The 17,496-nt window shown below is 62.8% G+C and carries 18 protein-coding genes and 1 riboswitch; of the genes, 9 read left to right on the top strand and 9 right to left on the bottom strand.

From position 1 onward, the window contains the following. The coding region (gene gloB, locus EN949_RS21790) for a hydroxyacylglutathione hydrolase (protein ID WP_127371772.1) at positions 1-757 on the bottom strand (757 nt) is incomplete at its 3' end. Positions 758-894: 137 nt separating this feature from the next. Here gloB and EN949_RS21785 point away from each other — a divergent pair. The 3 genes from EN949_RS21785 (at position 895) to EN949_RS21775 (ending at position 4,523) form a co-directional block, all read left to right on the top strand. After that, on the top strand, positions 895-1,677 hold the full coding sequence (locus EN949_RS21785) for a methyltransferase domain-containing protein (RefSeq protein ID WP_127366675.1): 783 nt from the start codon (positions 895-897) through the stop codon (positions 1,675-1,677). Positions 1,678-1,809: 132 nt separating this feature from the next. Beyond that, the gene (locus EN949_RS21780; RefSeq protein ID WP_127366674.1) at positions 1,810-3,636 is read left to right on the top strand and encodes an ABC transporter ATP-binding protein/permease; all 1,827 of its coding nucleotides are present in this window, start codon (positions 1,810-1,812) and stop codon (positions 3,634-3,636) included. Positions 3,637-3,719: 83 nt separating this feature from the next. Then, complete coding sequence (locus tag EN949_RS21775; RefSeq protein WP_063169101.1) at positions 3,720-4,523, top strand: DUF1194 domain-containing protein; 804 nt, start codon at positions 3,720-3,722, stop codon at positions 4,521-4,523. A gap of 71 nt (positions 4,524-4,594) precedes the next feature. On the opposite strand, the gene EN949_RS21770 is transcribed toward EN949_RS21775, so the two are convergent. Beyond that, on the bottom strand, positions 4,595-5,527 hold the full coding sequence (locus EN949_RS21770; protein WP_127366509.1) for a glycosyltransferase family 2 protein: 933 nt from the start codon (positions 5,525-5,527) through the stop codon (positions 4,595-4,597). Positions 5,528-5,897: 370 nt separating this feature from the next. Here EN949_RS21770 and EN949_RS21765 point away from each other — a divergent pair, with 370 nt between their 5' ends. Then, entirely contained in the window at positions 5,898-6,248 is a 351-nt protein-coding gene (locus tag EN949_RS21765) for a DUF1330 domain-containing protein (protein WP_013529383.1), read from the top strand. Between the two features lie 30 nt (positions 6,249-6,278). Here EN949_RS21765 and EN949_RS21760 read toward each other — a convergent pair whose 3' ends face one another. The 3 genes from EN949_RS21760 to EN949_RS21750 all read right to left on the bottom strand — a co-directional run bounded on the left by EN949_RS21760 (position 6,279) and on the right by EN949_RS21750 (position 9,273). After that, on the bottom strand, positions 6,279-7,271 hold the full coding sequence (locus EN949_RS21760; protein ID WP_024503751.1) for a glycosyltransferase: 993 nt from the start codon (positions 7,269-7,271) through the stop codon (positions 6,279-6,281). Between the two features lie 159 nt (positions 7,272-7,430). Next, on the bottom strand, positions 7,431-8,045 hold the full coding sequence (gene metW, locus EN949_RS21755) for a methionine biosynthesis protein MetW (protein ID WP_013529385.1): 615 nt from the start codon (positions 8,043-8,045) through the stop codon (positions 7,431-7,433). 58 nt (positions 8,046-8,103) lie between these two features. Continuing rightward, positions 8,104-9,273 carry a homoserine O-acetyltransferase gene (locus EN949_RS21750; protein ID WP_013529386.1) on the bottom strand — a complete coding sequence of 390 codons (1,170 nt, stop codon included), beginning with the start codon at positions 9,271-9,273 and terminating at the stop codon, positions 8,104-8,106. 114 nt (positions 9,274-9,387) lie between these two features. Continuing rightward, positions 9,388-9,465: riboswitch (SAM riboswitch) on the bottom strand. A gap of 137 nt (positions 9,466-9,602) precedes the next feature. Between EN949_RS21750 and hisC the strand changes: the two genes are divergently transcribed. Both hisC and EN949_RS21740 read left to right on the top strand, forming a co-directional pair. Continuing rightward, positions 9,603-10,712: a histidinol-phosphate transaminase gene (gene hisC / locus EN949_RS21745; RefSeq protein WP_013529387.1), complete on the top strand. Its 1,110-nt coding sequence runs from the start codon at positions 9,603-9,605 to the stop codon at positions 10,710-10,712. A gap of 5 nt (positions 10,713-10,717) precedes the next feature. Then, complete coding sequence (locus tag EN949_RS21740) at positions 10,718-11,653, top strand: prephenate/arogenate dehydrogenase family protein (protein WP_027162911.1); 936 nt, start codon at positions 10,718-10,720, stop codon at positions 11,651-11,653. Positions 11,654-11,660: 7 nt separating this feature from the next. On the opposite strand, the gene EN949_RS21735 is transcribed toward EN949_RS21740, so the two are convergent. Beyond that, positions 11,661-12,584: a sugar kinase gene (locus EN949_RS21735; RefSeq protein WP_127371312.1), complete on the bottom strand. Its 924-nt coding sequence runs from the start codon at positions 12,582-12,584 to the stop codon at positions 11,661-11,663. 7 nt (positions 12,585-12,591) lie between these two features. After that, positions 12,592-13,590: a DUF2125 domain-containing protein gene (locus EN949_RS21730; protein ID WP_064993072.1), complete on the bottom strand. Its 999-nt coding sequence runs from the start codon at positions 13,588-13,590 to the stop codon at positions 12,592-12,594. A gap of 142 nt (positions 13,591-13,732) precedes the next feature. Here EN949_RS21730 and EN949_RS21725 point away from each other — a divergent pair, with 142 nt between their 5' ends. The 3 genes from EN949_RS21725 (at position 13,733) to EN949_RS21715 (ending at position 16,039) form a co-directional block, all read left to right on the top strand. Then, positions 13,733-14,254, top strand: a complete 522-nt coding sequence (locus tag EN949_RS21725; RefSeq protein ID WP_013529391.1) for a gamma-glutamylcyclotransferase — start codon at positions 13,733-13,735, stop codon at positions 14,252-14,254. A 120-nt stretch (positions 14,255-14,374) separates the two neighbouring features. Continuing rightward, the gene (locus EN949_RS21720) at positions 14,375-15,322 is read left to right on the top strand and encodes an aldo/keto reductase (RefSeq protein ID WP_063169096.1); all 948 of its coding nucleotides are present in this window, start codon (positions 14,375-14,377) and stop codon (positions 15,320-15,322) included. 90 nt (positions 15,323-15,412) lie between these two features. Then, positions 15,413-16,039: a LysE family translocator gene (locus EN949_RS21715; RefSeq protein WP_063169095.1), complete on the top strand. Its 627-nt coding sequence runs from the start codon at positions 15,413-15,415 to the stop codon at positions 16,037-16,039. A gap of 25 nt (positions 16,040-16,064) precedes the next feature. On the opposite strand, the gene EN949_RS21710 is transcribed toward EN949_RS21715, so the two are convergent. Then, positions 16,065-16,865, bottom strand: a complete 801-nt coding sequence (locus EN949_RS21710; RefSeq protein WP_013529394.1) for a 1-acyl-sn-glycerol-3-phosphate acyltransferase — start codon at positions 16,863-16,865, stop codon at positions 16,065-16,067. A 119-nt stretch (positions 16,866-16,984) separates the two neighbouring features. After that, the coding region (locus EN949_RS21705) for a LysR substrate-binding domain-containing protein (protein ID WP_245472473.1) at positions 16,985-17,496 on the bottom strand (512 nt) is incomplete at its 5' end.

The raw sequence follows: 17,496 nt of genomic DNA, 5'->3' as shown, positions 1-17,496 counted from the left end.
CCTTGCGCTTGCGGATTTCGGCAAAGACCTCGGCGTCGGAAGCCTTCTCCAGCCCAAGATGCTTGCGGATCGCCGGGTCGTGCCAGCGCAGGAAGGGATTGGTCGACAGTTCCTCGCCGATCGTCGTCGGCAGCGTCGGCTTGTTCTCGGCGCGCAGCTTTTCGATCCTGGCGGCGCGTTCCTTCAATGCTGAATTGGACGGATCGACGGTCAGCGCGAAACGGGCGTTGGAGAGCGTGTATTCGTGGCCGCAATAGATGGCCGTTTCAGCTGGAAGTGCAGCCAGCTTCTTCAGCGAATCATACATTGCCGGCGGCTTGCATTCGAACAGCCGCCCACAACCCAGCGCAAACAGCGTGTCGGCGGTGAACGCCACGCTCGAGGCCGGCAAATAATAGGAAACGTGGCCGGCAGTGTGGCCGGGGGTGGCGATGACTTCGATCCTTTCATCGCCAAGATGGAGAACCGAGCCGTCTTCGACGGTCTCGTCTATGCCGGGGATCTTGGCCTTTTCGGCCTCTGGACCGACGATGCGCAGCTTGAAGCGCTCCTTGAGCGCCAGATTGGCCTCAACGTGATCCATGTGATGATGTGTGGTCAGGATCATCGTCGGCGTCCAGCCGGTGCGCTTTATCGCGGCCAAGATTGGCGCTTCCTCGGGCGCATCGATGATCGCGGTCTGGCCGCTTTTGGGGTCATGAACCAGCACGCCGAAATTGTCGCTGCGACACATGAACTGTTCGATTTCGACCGGCATCACATCTCTCCGTTATGGCCGCAGACATAGGGCGCTTGCGGGTCGATGTCATCCCGGATGTCGAATGACATTCCCGGAATGTCGGGTCGTCGCGGCCTTTTGTTGAAACCTGGCGACATCACGGCTACATCCCTGCCATGCATTCCGACATCGTCGATCTTCGCTCGTTCTATTCGACAACGCTCGGCCGGTTCGCCGAGCGTTCGATCACCATGGCGTTGTCGTCGATATGGGCGGCCGTTCCCAACGAGCGGCTGGTTGGTCTGGGCTACACCTTGCCGTGGCTGGAGCGGTTCGGCAGCGACGCCGAGCGGGTCTTCGCCTTCATGCCGGCAACGCAAGGCGCGGTGGTGTGGCCGGCGACGGGGCCGACGGCGACGGCACTGGTCTTCGACGAGGAACTGCCGCTGGTTGATTCCTGCATCGACCGCATGCTGCTCGTCCATTCGCTCGAACATGTCGAGAACCCGCGTGAGACGCTGAACGAGATCTGGCGCGTGCTGTCGCCGGCCGGCCGGGTGGTCATCGTCGTGCCCAACCGGCGCGGTGTCTGGGCGCGCTTCGAGCACACCCCATTCGGCAACGGCCGGCCCTTTTCGCGCGGCCAGCTTACGGAACTGCTGCGCGAGGCCAATTTCACGCCCGCCGCCTGGTCCGATGCGCTGTTCTTTCCGCCATCGCGGCGCCGTTTCATGATGCGCTTCCACAATGTGCTGGAGCGCGCCGGCCGGCGGCTGTGGCCGATCTTTTCCGGGGTCATCGTGGTCGAGGCGCAGAAGCGGCTCTATCAAGGCGTGCCGGTGGCGCAGCGCGCATCGCGCCGCGTCTTCGTGCCGGTGCTGTCGCCGCATGGCGCCACCCGGCTTGGCCGTCACAAAGCGGATGCCAAGCCCTTGGCTGCGCGGATGACGGCTTCGTGATCGCGGCAAGCGTGCCTGACGTCGTTTCCCTGCCTATCTGTCGCAAGCAGACCGACAGCCCATCGGGCAGCCCATACGAACGCCTGTCAAGTTTCTCCATCCGGTTGCAGCACTGACGCAAGGACCTCGGCCATGGCTGATCAACCGGACAATGCCGCCGCCGTTCAGCCGGTTGCCGTGGCGGTCGAGGCCAGCAGCCTGCACGATCAGGTGATGACGATCCGGCGGGCGTTTGCGGGATCGCCGGTTCGCAGATGGTTGCTGTGGACATCGGTCGGCATCATGGCCGTGATCATCGCAACGGCGATCGGCCAGGTTCTGCTCAACCGCTGGAACCAGCCTTTCTACGATGCGCTTGCCCGCCGCGACATGGCGGCCTTTTTGCACCAACTCCTCGTCTTCGCGGCCATAGCCGGGGGACTTCTGGTGCTCAATATCGGCCAGACCTGGCTCAACCAGATGATCAGGCTCAAGCTGCGCGAGGCGCTGACGCTGGATCTGATCGATCAATGGATGCGGCCGGCGCGCGCCTTCCGTCTGGCCAATGCCGGCGCCATCGGCGTCAATCCCGACCAGCGCATGCAGCAGGACGCCGCGCATCTGTCCGATCTGTCAACCGATCTCGGCGTCGGCCTGCTGCAGTCATGCATCCTGCTCGTGTCCTTCGTCGGCGTGCTGTGGGAGCTGTCCTCGGGCTTCGTGTTCCACATCGGCGGGACCTCGCTGGCCATACCGGGCTACATGGTCTGGGCCGCCATCCTTTACGCCGGCATCGCCTCCTGGCTGAGTTGGCTGGTCGGGCGGCCGCTCATCCGCCTGAACAGCGACCGCTATACACGCGAAGCCGAGCTGCGCTCCTCGATGGTGCGCGTCAACGAGAATGTCGATGCCATTGCGTTGTATCATGGCGAGGCCGACGCCAGGCGGCGGCTCGAACTCGATCTCGGCACGGTGCTGGGCGCCATGCGGCGCATCTACACCGCCCAGATCAACCTGTCCTGGGTGACCGACACCTATGGCTGGATCACCGTCGTGGCGCCCATACTGGTTGCTTCGCCTGTCTATTTCTCAGGTGATATCAGCTTTGGCGGGCTGATGATGGCGGTCGGCGCCTTCAACCAGGTCCACTCCTCCTTGCGCTGGTTCATTAACAACATCGGCAGCATTGCCGATTGGCGCGCCACGCTGATGCGCGTGGCCGATTTCCGCATCGCGCTCGATGAAACCGATGCGCTGCACGACACCGAAAAGCGCATCGCCTTCGGCCAAAACGGCAGTGGCAGCCTGACTTTCGAGAAGCTCGAAGTGGCCTCGCCGGAGGGCTGCACCAGGCTCGCCGACCCGCATGTCGAAATCCGCCCCGGCGAGCGCGTCATGATCACCGGCGATCCCGGTGCGGGCAAGACGCTGTTCTTTCGTGCCATTGCCGGCCTGTGGCCATGGGGAAGCGGCCGGATCGGCCTGCCGGCGGGAGAAACCCCCATATTCGTGCCGCGCGTGCCTTATTTTCCGGTCGGCACGTTGCGCGAAGTCCTCGATCACCCGAACGGCCCCGCGCCGGCGGACGATGCCGACATTTCGGCGGTGCTGGCCGAGGTCGGTCTGGGACGGCTATCCTCATCGCTCGACCGCGCCGGGCGTTGGGACCATGAGTTGGGCGATGACGAACAGCGCTCGCTGGCCTTCGCCAGGCTCGCGTTGCGGCAGCCGAAATGGGTGATCATCGACGAGGCGCTGGATGCATTCGACGGCCCATCGCTAAGACGCGTGCTGTCGATGCTCGAGAAGCGTTTGCCGGGGACAGCGATCCTCAACATCGGGCGCGGCCAGCACAACAACCACTTCTTCCCGCGCGCGTTGACGATCGTCAAGGATTCCGGTGCGCCAGCGCTGAAGCCCGCCCGCGTCAGAGCCGGCGCGATCGAACCGCCGCCAGTCGCCGCCCGCGGCAAGAAATGACCTGATATCCGGACGGGGAAGCAAAGCTTTATTTTGCCGTGATCGCGAGGGAAGCTCTTCGGGAGAACAACCTGGCGACGGCCATGCTTGATGCTCTGCGCCTGCTTGCCTGTCTTGCCTGCGCCCAGGCTGCCCCCGCCGCCTCGCCGCGGGATGCGCTCGCCGTCGACGTCGAGCTGGTGCTGGCAGTCGACATCTCGCTGTCGATGGACGAGAAGGAGTTCGCGCTGCAGCGCGCCGGTTATGTCGAGGCGCTGCGGCATCCCGACTTCATCAAGGCTGTCCGCGCCGGCGCCACGGGCCGCATAGCGCTGACCTATTTCGAGTGGGCCGGCACGGTGCGCGACGACGCGGTCATCGGCTGGCAGATCATCGATAGTGCCGAGAGCGCCAACAGCTTTGCCGACGAGGTCGCGGCGCGTCCGTTCCGCAGCTTTCGCGGCACTTCGATTTCCGGCGCGCTGGCCTTCGGTGCCGAGCTTTTCGACCGCACGTCTTTCCAGGGCGAACGTAGCGTCATCGACATTTCGGGCGACGGACCGAACAATATCGGACCGCCAGTCACCGCGACGCGTGATGCGGCGACTGCCAAAGGCATCGTCGTCAACGGCCTGCCGATCCTGATCAGCCCGTCGCCCACCTTCAGCCATCTCGACCAGTATTACGCGCAATGCGTGACCGGCGGGCCCGGTTCCTTCGTGCTGCCCATCTATGCCGCCGCGGAGTTTTCGACAGCCATCCGGCGCAAGCTGATCCTCGAAGTGAGCGGCATTCGGGACAAGGCGAGAATCACCCCCGTCGACGCGGCCAAGCCGATAGACTGCCTGCAGGGCGAACGGGACAGGCGGTTTTTATCGGATCCGTATTTTCCCGAACTTGACCGCTGAGCTCTCGATAGTGCGGTTCACGCAATCCGGAGGGAAAACCGTTCCACGATTTTCCTGGAGTTGCTCTGGGTTCAGGCGAGCCGGGCGCCACATTGGTTGCGAAACTCGTTGGAGAGATCGCGGCGCCAGCGTCGGCCATGGACATAGCCTTGCATCAATTCCGGCAGCGAGTAGCCAAGCGCTTTCGACGAACGGTTGGCCATGTAGCCCTGGAATGCCTCCGGTATCCTGCCTCGCAGGACATCGGCGATGAGCTGCCGCGAGATCATGTAAGGCGGAATGTGCGGGTAGGCGTGGGCAATATGAGGATGTTTGCCCATCAGGTTCGCATAGGCCTCGACATAGCCGTCACGGCGGCCGGAAATCGAGTTCTCCGAATTGTATTTCGTCCAGTCGAGGTCCTCGGACAGTTGCGCGCCGAAGCGCCGGGCAAGGCGCAGCAGCAATTCGCGATCCTGCATGCGGGTGATGTCGCTGTCGTAGCCGCCGATGGCCAGCAAGGCTTCACGGCGAGCAGTGATCGCGGAGCCGGCGATGAAGATGGTCTGCCCAACCAGCGTCCGCTCAAGCATTGCGGGGCTCACGAATGCCTCTGGGTTGGCGCAGTTTGTGATGCGATTGCCCTTCAGGGACACGAACGAACTGATCAGCACTTGCAGTGCAGGATTTTCATCGAACCAGGTCAGGGTTCGTTCAAGCCGGTGCGGCAAGTAGATGTCGTCGGAATCGAGGAACGTCACCAATGGTGCCCGCGCCCGCTCGATGCCGGCATTCCTGGCGGCGTTGGCGCCTCGCCATTTCGCCCCGACATAGATCAGCCGCGGGTCCTGGATGCGGGCCAGCGCCGCTTCGGTCCCATCGGTCGAACCATCGTCGACGACAATGTGCTCAAACCTCGACATGCTCTGGGAGAATACGCTTTCCACGGCGCGCAACACTGTTTCGCGTCGGTTGTGGGTCGGCGTAATGACCGTGATGAGAGGTACTGGATCGATCCCGGCCATGTCTGTCAGCTGTTTCCTGCGCAGGGTTGCGCGTCTGTCCAGGACTTTTCGATTTTCAGAACGGTCGAATGGATTGGACTTCCCTTTCTCTACACCACATCACAGTCGGCGCGACGCTATAAAAAACGACTGCCCCTGTCACCCACCGTGCCGGTACTCAATCCAGGCGAGACAACGAATCCCCGCTCTTAGCGTTCCAATTGCAACAGCACCGCCGCACATAGCATTACGAATCACCGTGGAAGCAACCCATCATGACAGATAGCATACATCCCATTACCTCAGACGTAATCGCTTAGCGCTCGGCCTTTGGTCAGATTGCCCATGCAGAGGCCGGCAACTCGGCTTCGATGACAAGGGGAGTTCAGTCATGGCCGCTTACGCCGTCGCCCATATGCGCCAAGCCACAATGGGTCCTCAGATCGTCGAATATCTGCATAGGATAGATGCCACGCTGGAACCTTTCGGCGGCCGTTTTCTGGTCCATGGCGGCGATGTGGAGGTGATCGAGAACGACTGGCCTGGCCATCTGATCATCATAGAATTTCCCGACAGGCAGCATGTGCACGGCTGGTACAATTCGCCGGCCTACCAAGCGATACTGGCGCTGCGCACGGACAATTCGGAGGCCGATGTGGTGTTCGTCGACGGCGTCGAACATCCGCACAAGGCCACGGATGTTCTGGAGCAATCGCCGGATCAAGGATCAATTGGACGCTGAACTGCGGTTCAAGGAATGGCGGTACAGCGTCTAGCTATGCCCAACATAGTCTGGCACCGTTTCGATTTTGTCGCGAACCATGCCAGTTGCGAAACTGAACTGGCCCCAAAACGCCAAACCATAAAATGCCTGACCGACAATCAGAGAAAAGGGAACCTGCCAAAGCGGCATCCCGGTTTCCCGGGCATGGCCTACGATCCGTCGTGTCGTGCGCCATGACATGGTGAGCCACCGGCTGAAGGACTTGACTATCCGTCGCGTGCGGCTCGGCGAATTGAGCGCAACGAACTTCCGGTCGGCGTCGCGACCTGTAACCAGGGCGCGCCAGTAAAAGAACCGCCAGCCCCGCGGCGAATAGTGATAAACGCGTGCGTTGACATTATGAATTTTGTGGCCTTCCCGCAGCAGTTCGCGCATCAGCAAAGTGCAGGAAACCTTGAAGCCGTTATGTTTTGGAAAAGGGTGGCTGAGGATCCACTCGCGTCGAAACGCTACATTGTTGGCGTTGATCGCTCGCTTCGAGGCAAATCGACCGTCTCCACGGGCCATCGGGAAAAACCAGATCAACGCAAAGGTTCTTGAAAAGAAGTCGTCGTATGAAAGGTATGTATATCCGTTTGCGCAGATAACTTCAGAGTTTTCAAAGGGTTCAAGCAGTCCTGATAGCCATCCTGGTTCCGCGACCACGTCGGAATCCAGAAAGATGACGATATCTCCATCCGATGCCAGCATACCGTTGTTCTTCAGGTCGTAATATCGGCCACCAGGGAAAGCTGTGAAGACGAGTTCGGCAACCTGACCGAGCTGCGGGGCCTCATTCGAAATCTCACGACGCAACGCCTCTTTGTCCGACTCTGCTCCGCCGTGAGAGATGACGATCCTTGGTCGCGCTGAACCGGTTGCTGAAACCGATGAGATTTCCCGAGCCAAGGCCTTCATCCCAACGCCGATCTCGTCCCAGTCGATCGACTTTGCATTCTCCATTTCGACGACGAGTGAATAAGTTGCGCGTTCTTCGACCATTTTTGCCCCCCCGAGCCGTCAGTGTGGCTATAGCCGCACTAGCCCGCTGTCAAACAGTCGACGCCATTTACACTGGTTCGCGATCGTCATACAGGGCGACTTTGCTCGGCGGCAAACACACTGTTGCTTGGCGAGTCGGGTCTTTGATCGGTGCGGAAATTACCGTTTCAGCAAGAACACTGCCTGCTGGCCGAAGAAATTCCAGAACCACCACGGCATCGACAGGCCGATCTTCTGGCCGGCGGCGTCGAGGGCGGTTGCCTTCTCGACTGTCGCGCCGAGTTCGTCGCACAGATTGACGAAATCGCGGATGGTGCAGAAGTGGATGTTGGGCGTGTCGTACCAGGAATAGGGCAGGTCCTTGGTCACCGGCATGCGGCCGTTGAGGAACAGCGACAGGCGCACACGCCAATGGCCGAAATTGGGGAAGGAGACGATGGCGCGGTTGCCGATCCTGAGCAGTTCGTCCAGCACCAGCTTGGGGTTGCGGGTGGCCTGCAGCGTCTGCGACAGGACGACGAAGTCAAAGCCCTTGTCGGGATAGAATTCGAGATCCTTGTCGGCATCGCCCTGGATGACCGAGAGGCCGCGCGCCACACATTCGTTGACGCCGCGCTGCGACAGCTCGAGTCCACGACCGTCGACCTGCTTGGTGTCCTGTAGCAGTTCGAGCAGCGAGCCGTCGCCCGAGCCGACATCGAGCACGCGCGACTGTGGCGGGATGAGGTTGGCGACGACTTCGAGGTCGACGCGCTGGTCGCGGTTGACGCTCATGGCTTCGCCTCCCGCCTGGCGCGTGATCCCGATCGGAAAAGCCTGCAATTTTTCGAGATCATGCGCTCAGCCCTCTCGCCCGGGCCGCCGAGCCGATGAAGCCGTTTATCGCGGCAAACAGTTCCGGCTCGTCGAGCAGGAATGCGTCGTGGCCTCGGTCGGTCTCGATCTCGACGAAGGATACCGATGCGCCGGCGGCGTTGAGCGCATGCACGATCGAGCGGCTCTCCTCGGTCGGGAACAGCCAATCCGAGGTGAAGGACACCAGGCAGAAGCGGGTTTTCGTGCCGGCGAAAGCGTCGGCCAACCGGCCGCCATGGTCTGCGGCGAGGTCGAAATAGTCCATCGATCGCGTCATGTAGAGGTAGGAATTGGCGTCGAAGCGATCGACGAAGGTCATGCCCTGATGGCGCAGATAGCTTTCGATCTGGAAGTCGGCGTCGAAGCCGAAGGTCAGCGCTTCGCGATCCTGCAGATTGCGGCCGAACTTGCGGTGCAGGGCGGCTTCCGACAGGTAAGTGATGTGGGCGGCCATGCGCGCTACCGCCAGGCCCTTTTCCGGGCGTTTGCCGTGCTCGAAATATTTGCCGCCATGCCAGTCCGGATCGGCCATGACAGCCTGCCGGCCAACCTCATGAAAGGCGATGTTCTGCGAGGAATGGCGCGCCCCGGTGGCGATCGGCAGTGCCGAGAAGACGCGCTCCGGATAGCTCGACGCCCATTCCAGCACCTGCATGCCGCCCATCGAGCCGCCGAGCACGCAGAATAGTTTCTCGATGCCGAAATGGTCGATCAGCATCTGCTGCGCCCGCACCATGTCGCGGATGGTGATGATCGGCAGGTCAAGCCCATAGGGCTTGCCGGTGGCGGGATTGGTCGAGGCCGGGCCGGTGGACCCAAGGCAACCGCCGATGACGTTGGAGCAGATGACGAAGAAACGATTGGTGTCGATGATCTTGCCGGGGCCGATCAGCACTTCCCACCAGCCAGGCTTGCCGGTCACCGGATTGGTGCTGGCGACGTGCTGGTCTCCGGTCAGCGCATGGCAGACGAGGATGGCGTTGGAGCGGGCATCGTTCAGCGTGCCGTAGGTCTGGTAGGCGATCTGGAACGGTGACAGCAGCGTACCGGCGTCCAGCTTGAGCGGCTTGTCGGATCCAAAACGCAAAACCGGGCTCGACGGTTGGTCGACCTCGTTGTTGGTTTTGCGGGCACGCAGAACGGCCATGACATCCATCTCACACTTTGAGCCCACGCATCGCACTCGTCGAAAGTCGATGCCGATACGGGTGTCCGGCCGGCGCGGACAACAAAAAACCGGCATTGCGGTCGCAAAGCCGGTTACAGGATGCAAACGGCCCTTTAGCAAGTTGTTTAACGTGGCTGCAAGCCGACCGGCCAAATCACCACGGAAGTTCGCTCCCCTTCTAGGGCTGTGGCGCGCCGGCGTCAACGGCCTGCCTTGGGCGGGAGGCTGTCGCCTCTCGACATTGCAGGCCACGGCTTGTATTTCCGCTGCGGCTTCCCTCAGGAAGCGTTCTCGACGGATTTTGCGACATGAGCCAGACACCGGACCAGGCACGTCCAACCCCGCGCGCGGGCATCATGGACATAGACGCCTATGTGCCGGGCAAGAGCACGGCGCCTGCCGGCGTCGCCAAGGTCCACAAGCTGTCCTCCAACGAGAACCCGCTCGGGCCCTCGCCGAAGGCGATCGAAGCCGCGCGCGAGATTGCCGGAAAGCTTGACGTCTATCCAGATGGCACCGCCAGGCGGCTGCGCGAAGCGATCGCCGAGGTGCATGGCCTCAACCCGCAGAACATCATCTGCTCCAACGGCTCCGACGAAATCCTCGGCCTGCTGGCGCAGACCTATCTGGCGCCCGGCGACGAGGCCGTCATCACCGAGCACGCCTTCATGGTCTACAAGATCTACATCCAGTCGGCGGGCGCCGTTCCGGTGACGATCAAGGAAACAGACGAGCGCGCCGATATCGACGCCATCCTGGCCGCCGTCACGCCGCTCACCAAGATCGTGTTCCTCGCCAATCCCAACAATCCGACCGGCACCTATGTGCCATTCCAGGAGGTGCGGCGTCTGCATGCCGCACTGCCGAAGAACGTGCTTCTGGTGCTCGACGCGGCCTATGCCGAATATGTCCGCCGCAACGACTATGAGGCCGGCATCGAACTGGTCGGCAGCGCAGAGAACGTGGTGATGACCCGGACCTTCTCCAAGATCGGCCTTGGCGGGGCGCGGATCGGCTGGATGTACGGGCCGATGCACATCGTCGACGCCATCAACCGCGTACGCGGCCCCTTCAACGTCAATGCGACGGCGATCGAGGCCGGCATCGCCGCCATTCGCGATCGCGCCCATGTCGAGCGCAGCGTGGCGCACAACGAGACCTGGCTGGCCTGGCTGAGTGAGGAATTCACAAAGCTTGGGTTGCGGGTGACGCCCAGCGTCGGCAATTTCATCCTCATTCATTTTCCCGAGGACCAGAAACATTCGGCAGCGGCGGCGGACGACTATCTGACGGCGCGCGGCTATATATTGCGGCGCGTTTCGGGCTATGGCTTTCCCAACGCGCTGCGCATGACCGTCGGTACCGAAGAGGCCAATCGCGGCGTTGTCGCCGCTCTCACGACATTCCTGAAAAGCTAGAAACCATGACATCACCGATGTTTGAAAAGATCGCGCTGGTCGGCATCGGCCTGATCGGCTCGTCGCTGGCCCGCGTCATCCGCCGCGAGGGCCTCGCCCGCCACGTATCCATCTCGACCCGCAGTGCGGCGACGCTGGCGCGGGCTGAGGAGCTTGGGCTGGGCGATAGCTATAGCACCGATGCGAGAGAAGCTGTCCGCGATGCCGACCTGGTCATCATTTCGGTGCCGGTCGGCTCGTCCGGCACGGTTGCCGAGGAAATCGCGCCGGCGCTGAAGCCGGGCGCGATCCTCACCGATGTCGGCTCGACCAAGGCGTCTGTCATTGCGCAAATGCAGCCTTATGTGCCTGAAGGTGTCCATTTCATTCCCGGCCACCCGCTGGCGGGCACAGAAAAATCCGGCCCCGACGCCGGTTTCGCCGACCTGTTCGACAATCGCTGGTGCATCTTCACGCCGCTGCCCGACACCGACCCGGACGCGTTGGAGAGGCTGTCGGAGTTCTGGCGGCGCTGCGGCGCCAACATCGACACGATGGATCCCCAGCATCACGATATGACGCTGGCCATCGTCTCGCATCTGCCGCACATCATCGCCTACAACATCGTCGGCACCGCCGATGATCTGCAGTCGGTGACCAAATCCGAAGTGATCAAATATTCGGCTTCCGGCTTCCGCGACTTCACCCGCCTTGCCGCCTCCGATCCGACCATGTGGCGGGATGTCTGCCTGCACAACAAGGACGCCATCCTCGAAATGCTGGCGCGGTTCTCGGAAGATCTGGCGTCGCTGCAGCGCGCGATCCGCTGGGGCGATGGCGAAAAGCTCTTCGACCTGTTCACCCGCACCCGCGCCGTGCGCCGCTCGATCATCGAAGCCGGCCAGGACATCGACGTTCCCGATTTCGGCCGTCAGGCGGTCGAGCACCCCGCGAAGGGCTAGGTCTGTCTCAGGCAGGCCAGGTCTGCGCAACCATGGCCAGCGTCTCGGCTCGGTTCGGCGCGCCAAGCCTGCCGCCGAAGCGCAGGCATTTGAGCGCCGCGGCCGCACTGGCAAACCGCAAAGCCTGCTCGACCGGCATGGCTTCCGCCAGCCCGACGGCGAAGGCGCCGTGAAAGACATCGCCGGCGGCGAGCGTGTCGACCGCCTTGATTTTCGGCGCCGCGACATGGCGCACGCAGCCAGCGCGACGGTCGTGCCACCAACTGCCCGCCGCGCCGCCTGTCACTGCGACAAAAGCGTCGCTGCGGCTGGCGAGATCGGCGCAAGCCGTTTCCGGATCGAGCGCCTGGCCGCAGACGATGCGCGCTGCCGGCTCCGAAGCGATGATGTGCGTAGCGAGCGGCAACAACTGCTCAAGGACCTCCAGCGGCGCGGTGTCGGCATCGAGGATCGCCGGACGGCCGATGGCGCGCGCCGCCTTCAGGGCGAGTGCCGCCGCACCCGGCCAGCGGACATCGACCAGAACGGCATCGAATGCCATGAGGTCGGCGACCGGCAGGACGTCGGGATCGGCCTGGGCAAGCCTGTCATAGAACGGCACGATGATGCGCTCGCCATGCGCGTCGACCAGGATCGAGGCCAGCGCCGAGCGGGCACCTCTGACGCGCCGCACGAAGGTGCAATCGACGCCTTCGGCCTCTATGCCGGCGATGAGCTGGTCGGCGACGGCATCGTCGCCGGCACTCGCCCACAGCGATACCTCGGCGCCCAGGCGATGGGCGGCGCAGGCGGCGCTGGTGGCCATGCCCGAGGCGATCTGGACGCCGTCGGAGGCCATGAACTTGCCCTGATGCATGGGCAGCGTCTCGACGCGCAGGATGGTGTCCAGCGTCAAAGCGCCAACGCTCAGCAGCTTCACGGGTTTCGCCATGGCTGAGCTATTCGACCGGCTTGATCTTGCCCAGCGGAATGAAGCCGAGCGAGGCCTTGCCCCTGACCACCTTCAGCGGCATGGACGGTTCGTTGCCGAGCACCGCCAGGGCAGAAAAACCCTGCTCGATCTGGCTTTTCTGCTCGGGTATGGCGGTACCGAGGATGGCCGCCACCGCCTTCGGGTCCTTCAACCTGATCATCAGGTCGGCGTTGACCAAGCCCTCGGCATCGACGGAGAGCGGTCCCGAAACGGTGATGCGCGCCGTCCCCGACGACAGGTCAAGGTTGCGGATTTCGATCGCCTGGCCACGAAGGCTCTTCACCCGCGTGCCGATCAGTGCGACGCCGTTCTTCAATGTCACGTCGCCGCTGGCATCGAGCGCCGGAAGCACGCGCCCGCCAATTGCGTCGGGGTCGACCTCGAGATCGCCGAAACTGCCGAGATAGTCGATATCCTCGCCGTTGGGCTGCAACTGACCTGATGCCTTGCCGGCACTGAACAGTTGCACCGGATCGGTATCGTCGGCCGGATCGGTCTGGCCGGAAAGGCCCTCTGCCTCCAGCGAAATCCGCCGCGGCAGCGGCCACCACAATTTGAAATTGGCCTGCAGATTGTCCCAGTCGATCCACAGCGGCACCATGTCGGGAACGGAGGTCCTGAGCGGGCCGCGCAGATTGGCAACCGGCGACAGAGGCTGGATGATCTGGGCGGCTGCGTTGAAACTGCCGGCTGAGGCCGCAATGTTCTTGGCATCGTCCTCATAGGCGAGGTTGTCGCAGGAGACGGTAAAGCTCAAGGGATAGCCGCTGACCTGGAGATTGGCGCAGCCGGCCTCGACGCCATTCTTGTTGAGCGTGGCAACCGCCTTGTCGGCCTCGCTCCTGACGCGGTCAGCCAGATAGAACCAGCCGCCGCTGTAGAGGGCGAACAGCACGACGATGAATGCTGCAAGCCAGATCAGGCGGCGACGTTTGTTCGGCTGGCGTTCGTCACTTGACGTCATGCTTTGGCTCTCGTTAACGCATGGGTATTGCGGACGGGTAGTCGATTCCGCCAGGTGGACAGACGAATAGTTAGACGGGACGGGCGGAAAAAACACCGGTCCGGGTGCGGTGTTGGCATCTTTTGCAATCAGGCGCGGCGATATGGGCGATTTTTGGGTGTTTGGCTATGGCTCGCTGATCTGGCGGCCGGGATTCGCGCATGTCGAAACACAGCGTGCCCGCCTGCATGGCTACCGGCGCTCGCTCTGCGTCTATTCCTTCGTGCATCGCGGCACGCGCGAGCGGCCGGGGCTGGTGCTCGGCCTCGATCGTGGCGGGTCCTGCGTCGGCCTCGCATTCCGCGTCCCCGGCGACTTGCGCGACGAGGTTATGGCCTATCTGCGCGAGCGCGAGCTGGTCACCAATGTCTATCTGGAGCGTCTGCTCAAGGTTCGCCTCGACGGCGGCGGTACGGTCGACGCGGTGGTTTACATTGTCGACCGCCAGCACGAGCAATATGCCGGAGCGCTCGACGCTGCAGATGCGGCGGCCGTGGTGCGCGGTGCGGTCGGCCAGTCCGGCAACAACGAGGACTATGTGCTGAGCACGCTGGAGCATCTCGAGGCGCTGGGCATTCGCGATCATTGGCTGGAAGAGGTGGCGCTGCAGGTCGCGCCTTTGTGAAGCTGGCTCTGCGGAAAAAGGCCGTCAGGCCTTTGACCTCGTTCAGGCAAGACCTAGGTTAGGCTCCAACCCTCAGACCGCGGGCGCCATTTGCCCGCCCAATCATCCCGGAGATCCGCCTTGCAGAAACGTCGTCTCGGTCGCACCGACTTGTCCATCGCGCCGCTGGTTCTGGGCGGCAACGTCTTCGGCTGGACTGCCGACGAGAAAACCTCGTTCGACCTGCTCGACCGCTTCGTCGGCGCCGGCCTCAACGCCATCGATACGGCGGACGCCTATTCGCGCTGGGTTCCAGGCCACAAGGGCGGCGAATCGGAAACCATCATCGGTAAATGGATGAAAGACCGTGGCAATCGCGACAAGGTCGTGGTGATCACCAAGGTCGGTTCGGATATGGGACAGGGGCACAAGGACCTGTCCGCCGCCTACATCGAAAAGGCCGTCGACGCATCGTTGAAGCGGCTGCAGACCGAATTCATCGATCTCTATCTGTCGCATTGGCCGGATCCTGCGACGCCCTATGAGGAAACGCTTGGCGCCTACGAGAAGCTGCTCGCCAAGGGCAAGATTCGCTATGCCGGGTGCTCTAACCTCGACGCCGGCCAGTTGCGTGCGGCACTCGATGTGGCGAGCCTGCGCAGTCTGCCGCGCTACGAGGTGCTGCAGCCGGAATACAATCTCTACGATCGCTCATCCTTTGACGGGCCGTTGCGCGATCTGTGCGTGGCCGAGGACATCGGCGTCATCACCTATTTCAGCCTGGCCAAAGGTTTCCTCAGCGGCAAATACCGCAGCGAGGCCGATCTCGGCCAAAGCCCGCGTGGCGGCGGCGTGAAGGACTATCTCAATGGGCGCGGCATGCGCATCCTTGCGGCACTCGACGCGGTGTCATCAAGGCATTCGGCCAAGCAGGCGGAAGTCGCGCTTGCCTGGGTGATCGCTCGGCCGGGCGTCACCGCGCCGATAGCCAGCGCCACCAAGCCCGAGCAGATGGACAGCCTGATCAAGGCGGCGTCGCTGAAGCTGAGCGCCGCCGACATGGCCGAACTCGACAGGGCGAGCGACTGAAGTTTCGGCGGCCGCTCCTCGCACGAACGTCCAAGACGACCCTCTTGTCTTGCCATAGCCTCCTTCGCACGGGGCAAGACAGAGGGTGAGATGACTGAGCCGCTTCTTTTGCAGCCGGATCTTTGGCGCCAGTTGTGCGCGCTCGTGCTTGCCTCCGCCGTCGTCATGGGCAGCCCGGGGCCGGCAACGATAAGCGTCACCGCCGTTGGTGCCGCCTTCGGTTTGCGCCATTCCCTGGGCTATGCCTGGGGAATCATCCTGGGCACGATCGCCGTGCTTTTGGTTGTCGCGACCGGGGTCATGGCAGTGCTCACCTCGATGCCGAAGCTGGCGCCGTTGCTGGCTTTGGCCTCCGCGGCCTACATCCTCTATCTCGCCTTCAAGATCGCTACGGCGCCGCCGCTGGCCGCCCGCGCCGCCGAGACTTCGCGTCCCACATGGCTGGCTGGATTTCTTCTCGCGGTCGCCAATCCAAAGGCCTATGTGGCGATCGCCGCCGTGTTCGCCGGTGCTTCGTCCAAACAGGGCGCCACTGAGCCTGGTCTATGGCTGAAGCTGGCGGTTCTCGCCCTGATGATCGTTGCCATCCACGCTCTGTGGCTTGTCGCGGGGGCTGGGTTCGCGCGCTTCCTGCGCCGGCCGGCGGCCTCGCGGATCATCAATCTGATCTTTGCCGTGACGCTGGTGTTGACCACCGCGCTGGCGGTGTTCGGCTGAGAACTGCCGGCCGGAGACTTCCGGTTCAGACTTTGGTTCTTGCGGCGTTGTCCAGCTCTTGCAGCCTTTTCACCGCTGTCGGCGGCAAGGCAGGCGGGTTCGGGCCGCGCGCCGCATCCATCAGGAACTGGTCGCAGGCAGCTTCGGTCTCGCCGATCAGCCGGGCCATGAATTCGTCCTTGCTCAGTCCCGGTGGAATCGGCGGCAGGAAACGCGCCTTGATGGTGCCGGGATAGCGCAGGAATTTGCGGCGCGGCCAATAGAGGCCGGCGACATGGGCAACCGGCACCACCGGAACACCAAGCTGCGTGTAGATTTCGACGATGCCGTATTTGTAGGCCGGTTCGTCGCCCGGCGCGCGTCTTGTCCCTTCGGGGTAGATGATGAGCTGGCGAGGGTTGCGCGCCATCTCTTCCTTGGTCGCGGCGACCACGGCCTTCAGTGCCTTCGAACGGCTGCCGCGATGAACCGGGATCATGCGCATCTTCATGATGTACCAGCCGAAGAACGGGATCCAGGTCAGCTCGCGCTTGAGGATGTAGAGCGGGTCCTGAAGGAAGGGGAAGAAGGCGATCGCGTCCCAGAACGACTGATGCTTTGGTGCCAGGATGAAGGAGCCTTCGGGCAGGTTTTCCCGGCCGGTGATCTCGTTCTTCGTTCCGGCGATCTTCTCGTAAAGCCACATCGAGGTGCGCGACCAGAATTTCGGCACGAACCAGGCGCGGTGCCGGGGCGACAGGAAATAGTAGGGGGTCCAGAGGATCATCTGGACGATCAGGTTGACGTAGAAGACGAAATTGAACGTCAGCGATCTGATGTAGAGCATTGGGGGAGCCCGGTGAGGAGGTGAGCGTTGGTTACACCAAGCGCGGGAAAAAAGGAAATGGCCGCAGGGCGCTTTGGGTGGCGACGAAGAACGGCCACCGATGGGTTGGCCTGGTTCCGCTACATCAGCCGCGCCAGCCGCGCCTTCAGGCGCGGAGCGGCAAAATCGAGGAAGGCGCGCAGCTTGACCGGCAGCAGGCCGTGGCCCGCATGCACCAGGCTTACCGGCCATGGCGCCGGCTCGAATTCCTGCAGCAGGACGCGCAGCGCGCCGGACCGCAGCGCGGCTTCGATCTGGTAGGAAAGCACACGCGTCAGCCCGACGCCGGCAATCGCGGCATCGATGGCCGCTTCGGCGGTGTTGACCTGAAGCCGCGAGCGGACCCGAACCGGGATTTCGGCCTTGCCCTTGATGAAGCTCCAACTGGCGGCGGAGGCGAGCCCCTCGAAGGTGATGCAATCGTGTGTTTCCAGATCCTCCGGGGTCGTTGGCGTGCCGTGTTCGGCCAGATAGGCCGGGCTGGCGCAGACGACGCGGCGGATCGCGCCGACGCCGATGGCGACCAGGCTCGAATCGGGCAATCGGCCGATGCGGATGGCGAGATCGAAATGGTCCTCGACCAGCTGGGTTA

Source organism: Mesorhizobium sp. M7A.F.Ca.US.007.01.2.1 (genome assembly GCF_003998165.1).
In the GTDB taxonomy this organism is placed as follows: domain Bacteria; phylum Pseudomonadota; class Alphaproteobacteria; order Rhizobiales; family Rhizobiaceae; genus Mesorhizobium; species Mesorhizobium ciceri.
Note: the sequence above shows the minus strand (reverse complement) of the source record. Positions and strands in the feature narration are given on the sequence as shown.

What these genes read in the sequence shown, in the direction of transcription:
- EN949_RS21785 (WP_127366675.1), top strand. Translation starts at nt 895, where the DNA reads ATGCATTCCGACATCGTCGATCTTCGCTCGTTCTATTCGACAACGCTC.
- EN949_RS21780 (WP_127366674.1), top strand. Translation starts at nt 1,810, where the DNA reads ATGGCTGATCAACCGGACAATGCCGCCGCCGTTCAGCCGGTTGCCGTG.
- EN949_RS21775 (WP_063169101.1), top strand. Translation starts at nt 3,720, where the DNA reads ATGCTTGATGCTCTGCGCCTGCTTGCCTGTCTTGCCTGCGCCCAGGCT.
- EN949_RS21770 (WP_127366509.1), bottom strand. Translation starts at nt 5,527, where the DNA reads ATGGCCGGGATCGATCCAGTACCTCTCATCACGGTCATTACGCCGACC.
- EN949_RS21765 (WP_013529383.1), top strand. Translation starts at nt 5,898, where the DNA reads ATGGCCGCTTACGCCGTCGCCCATATGCGCCAAGCCACAATGGGTCCT.
- EN949_RS21760 (WP_024503751.1), bottom strand. Translation starts at nt 7,271, where the DNA reads ATGGTCGAAGAACGCGCAACTTATTCACTCGTCGTCGAAATGGAGAAT.
- metW (WP_013529385.1), bottom strand. Translation starts at nt 8,045, where the DNA reads ATGAGCGTCAACCGCGACCAGCGCGTCGACCTCGAAGTCGTCGCCAAC.
- EN949_RS21750 (WP_013529386.1), bottom strand. Translation starts at nt 9,273, where the DNA reads ATGGCCGTTCTGCGTGCCCGCAAAACCAACAACGAGGTCGACCAACCG.
- hisC (WP_013529387.1), top strand. Translation starts at nt 9,603, where the DNA reads ATGAGCCAGACACCGGACCAGGCACGTCCAACCCCGCGCGCGGGCATC.
- EN949_RS21740 (WP_027162911.1), top strand. Translation starts at nt 10,718, where the DNA reads ATGACATCACCGATGTTTGAAAAGATCGCGCTGGTCGGCATCGGCCTG.
- EN949_RS21735 (WP_127371312.1), bottom strand. Translation starts at nt 12,584, where the DNA reads ATGGCGAAACCCGTGAAGCTGCTGAGCGTTGGCGCTTTGACGCTGGAC.
- EN949_RS21730 (WP_064993072.1), bottom strand. Translation starts at nt 13,590, where the DNA reads ATGACGTCAAGTGACGAACGCCAGCCGAACAAACGTCGCCGCCTGATC.
- EN949_RS21725 (WP_013529391.1), top strand. Translation starts at nt 13,733, where the DNA reads ATGGGCGATTTTTGGGTGTTTGGCTATGGCTCGCTGATCTGGCGGCCG.
- EN949_RS21715 (WP_063169095.1), top strand. Translation starts at nt 15,413, where the DNA reads ATGACTGAGCCGCTTCTTTTGCAGCCGGATCTTTGGCGCCAGTTGTGC.
- EN949_RS21710 (WP_013529394.1), bottom strand. Translation starts at nt 16,865, where the DNA reads ATGCTCTACATCAGATCGCTGACGTTCAATTTCGTCTTCTACGTCAAC.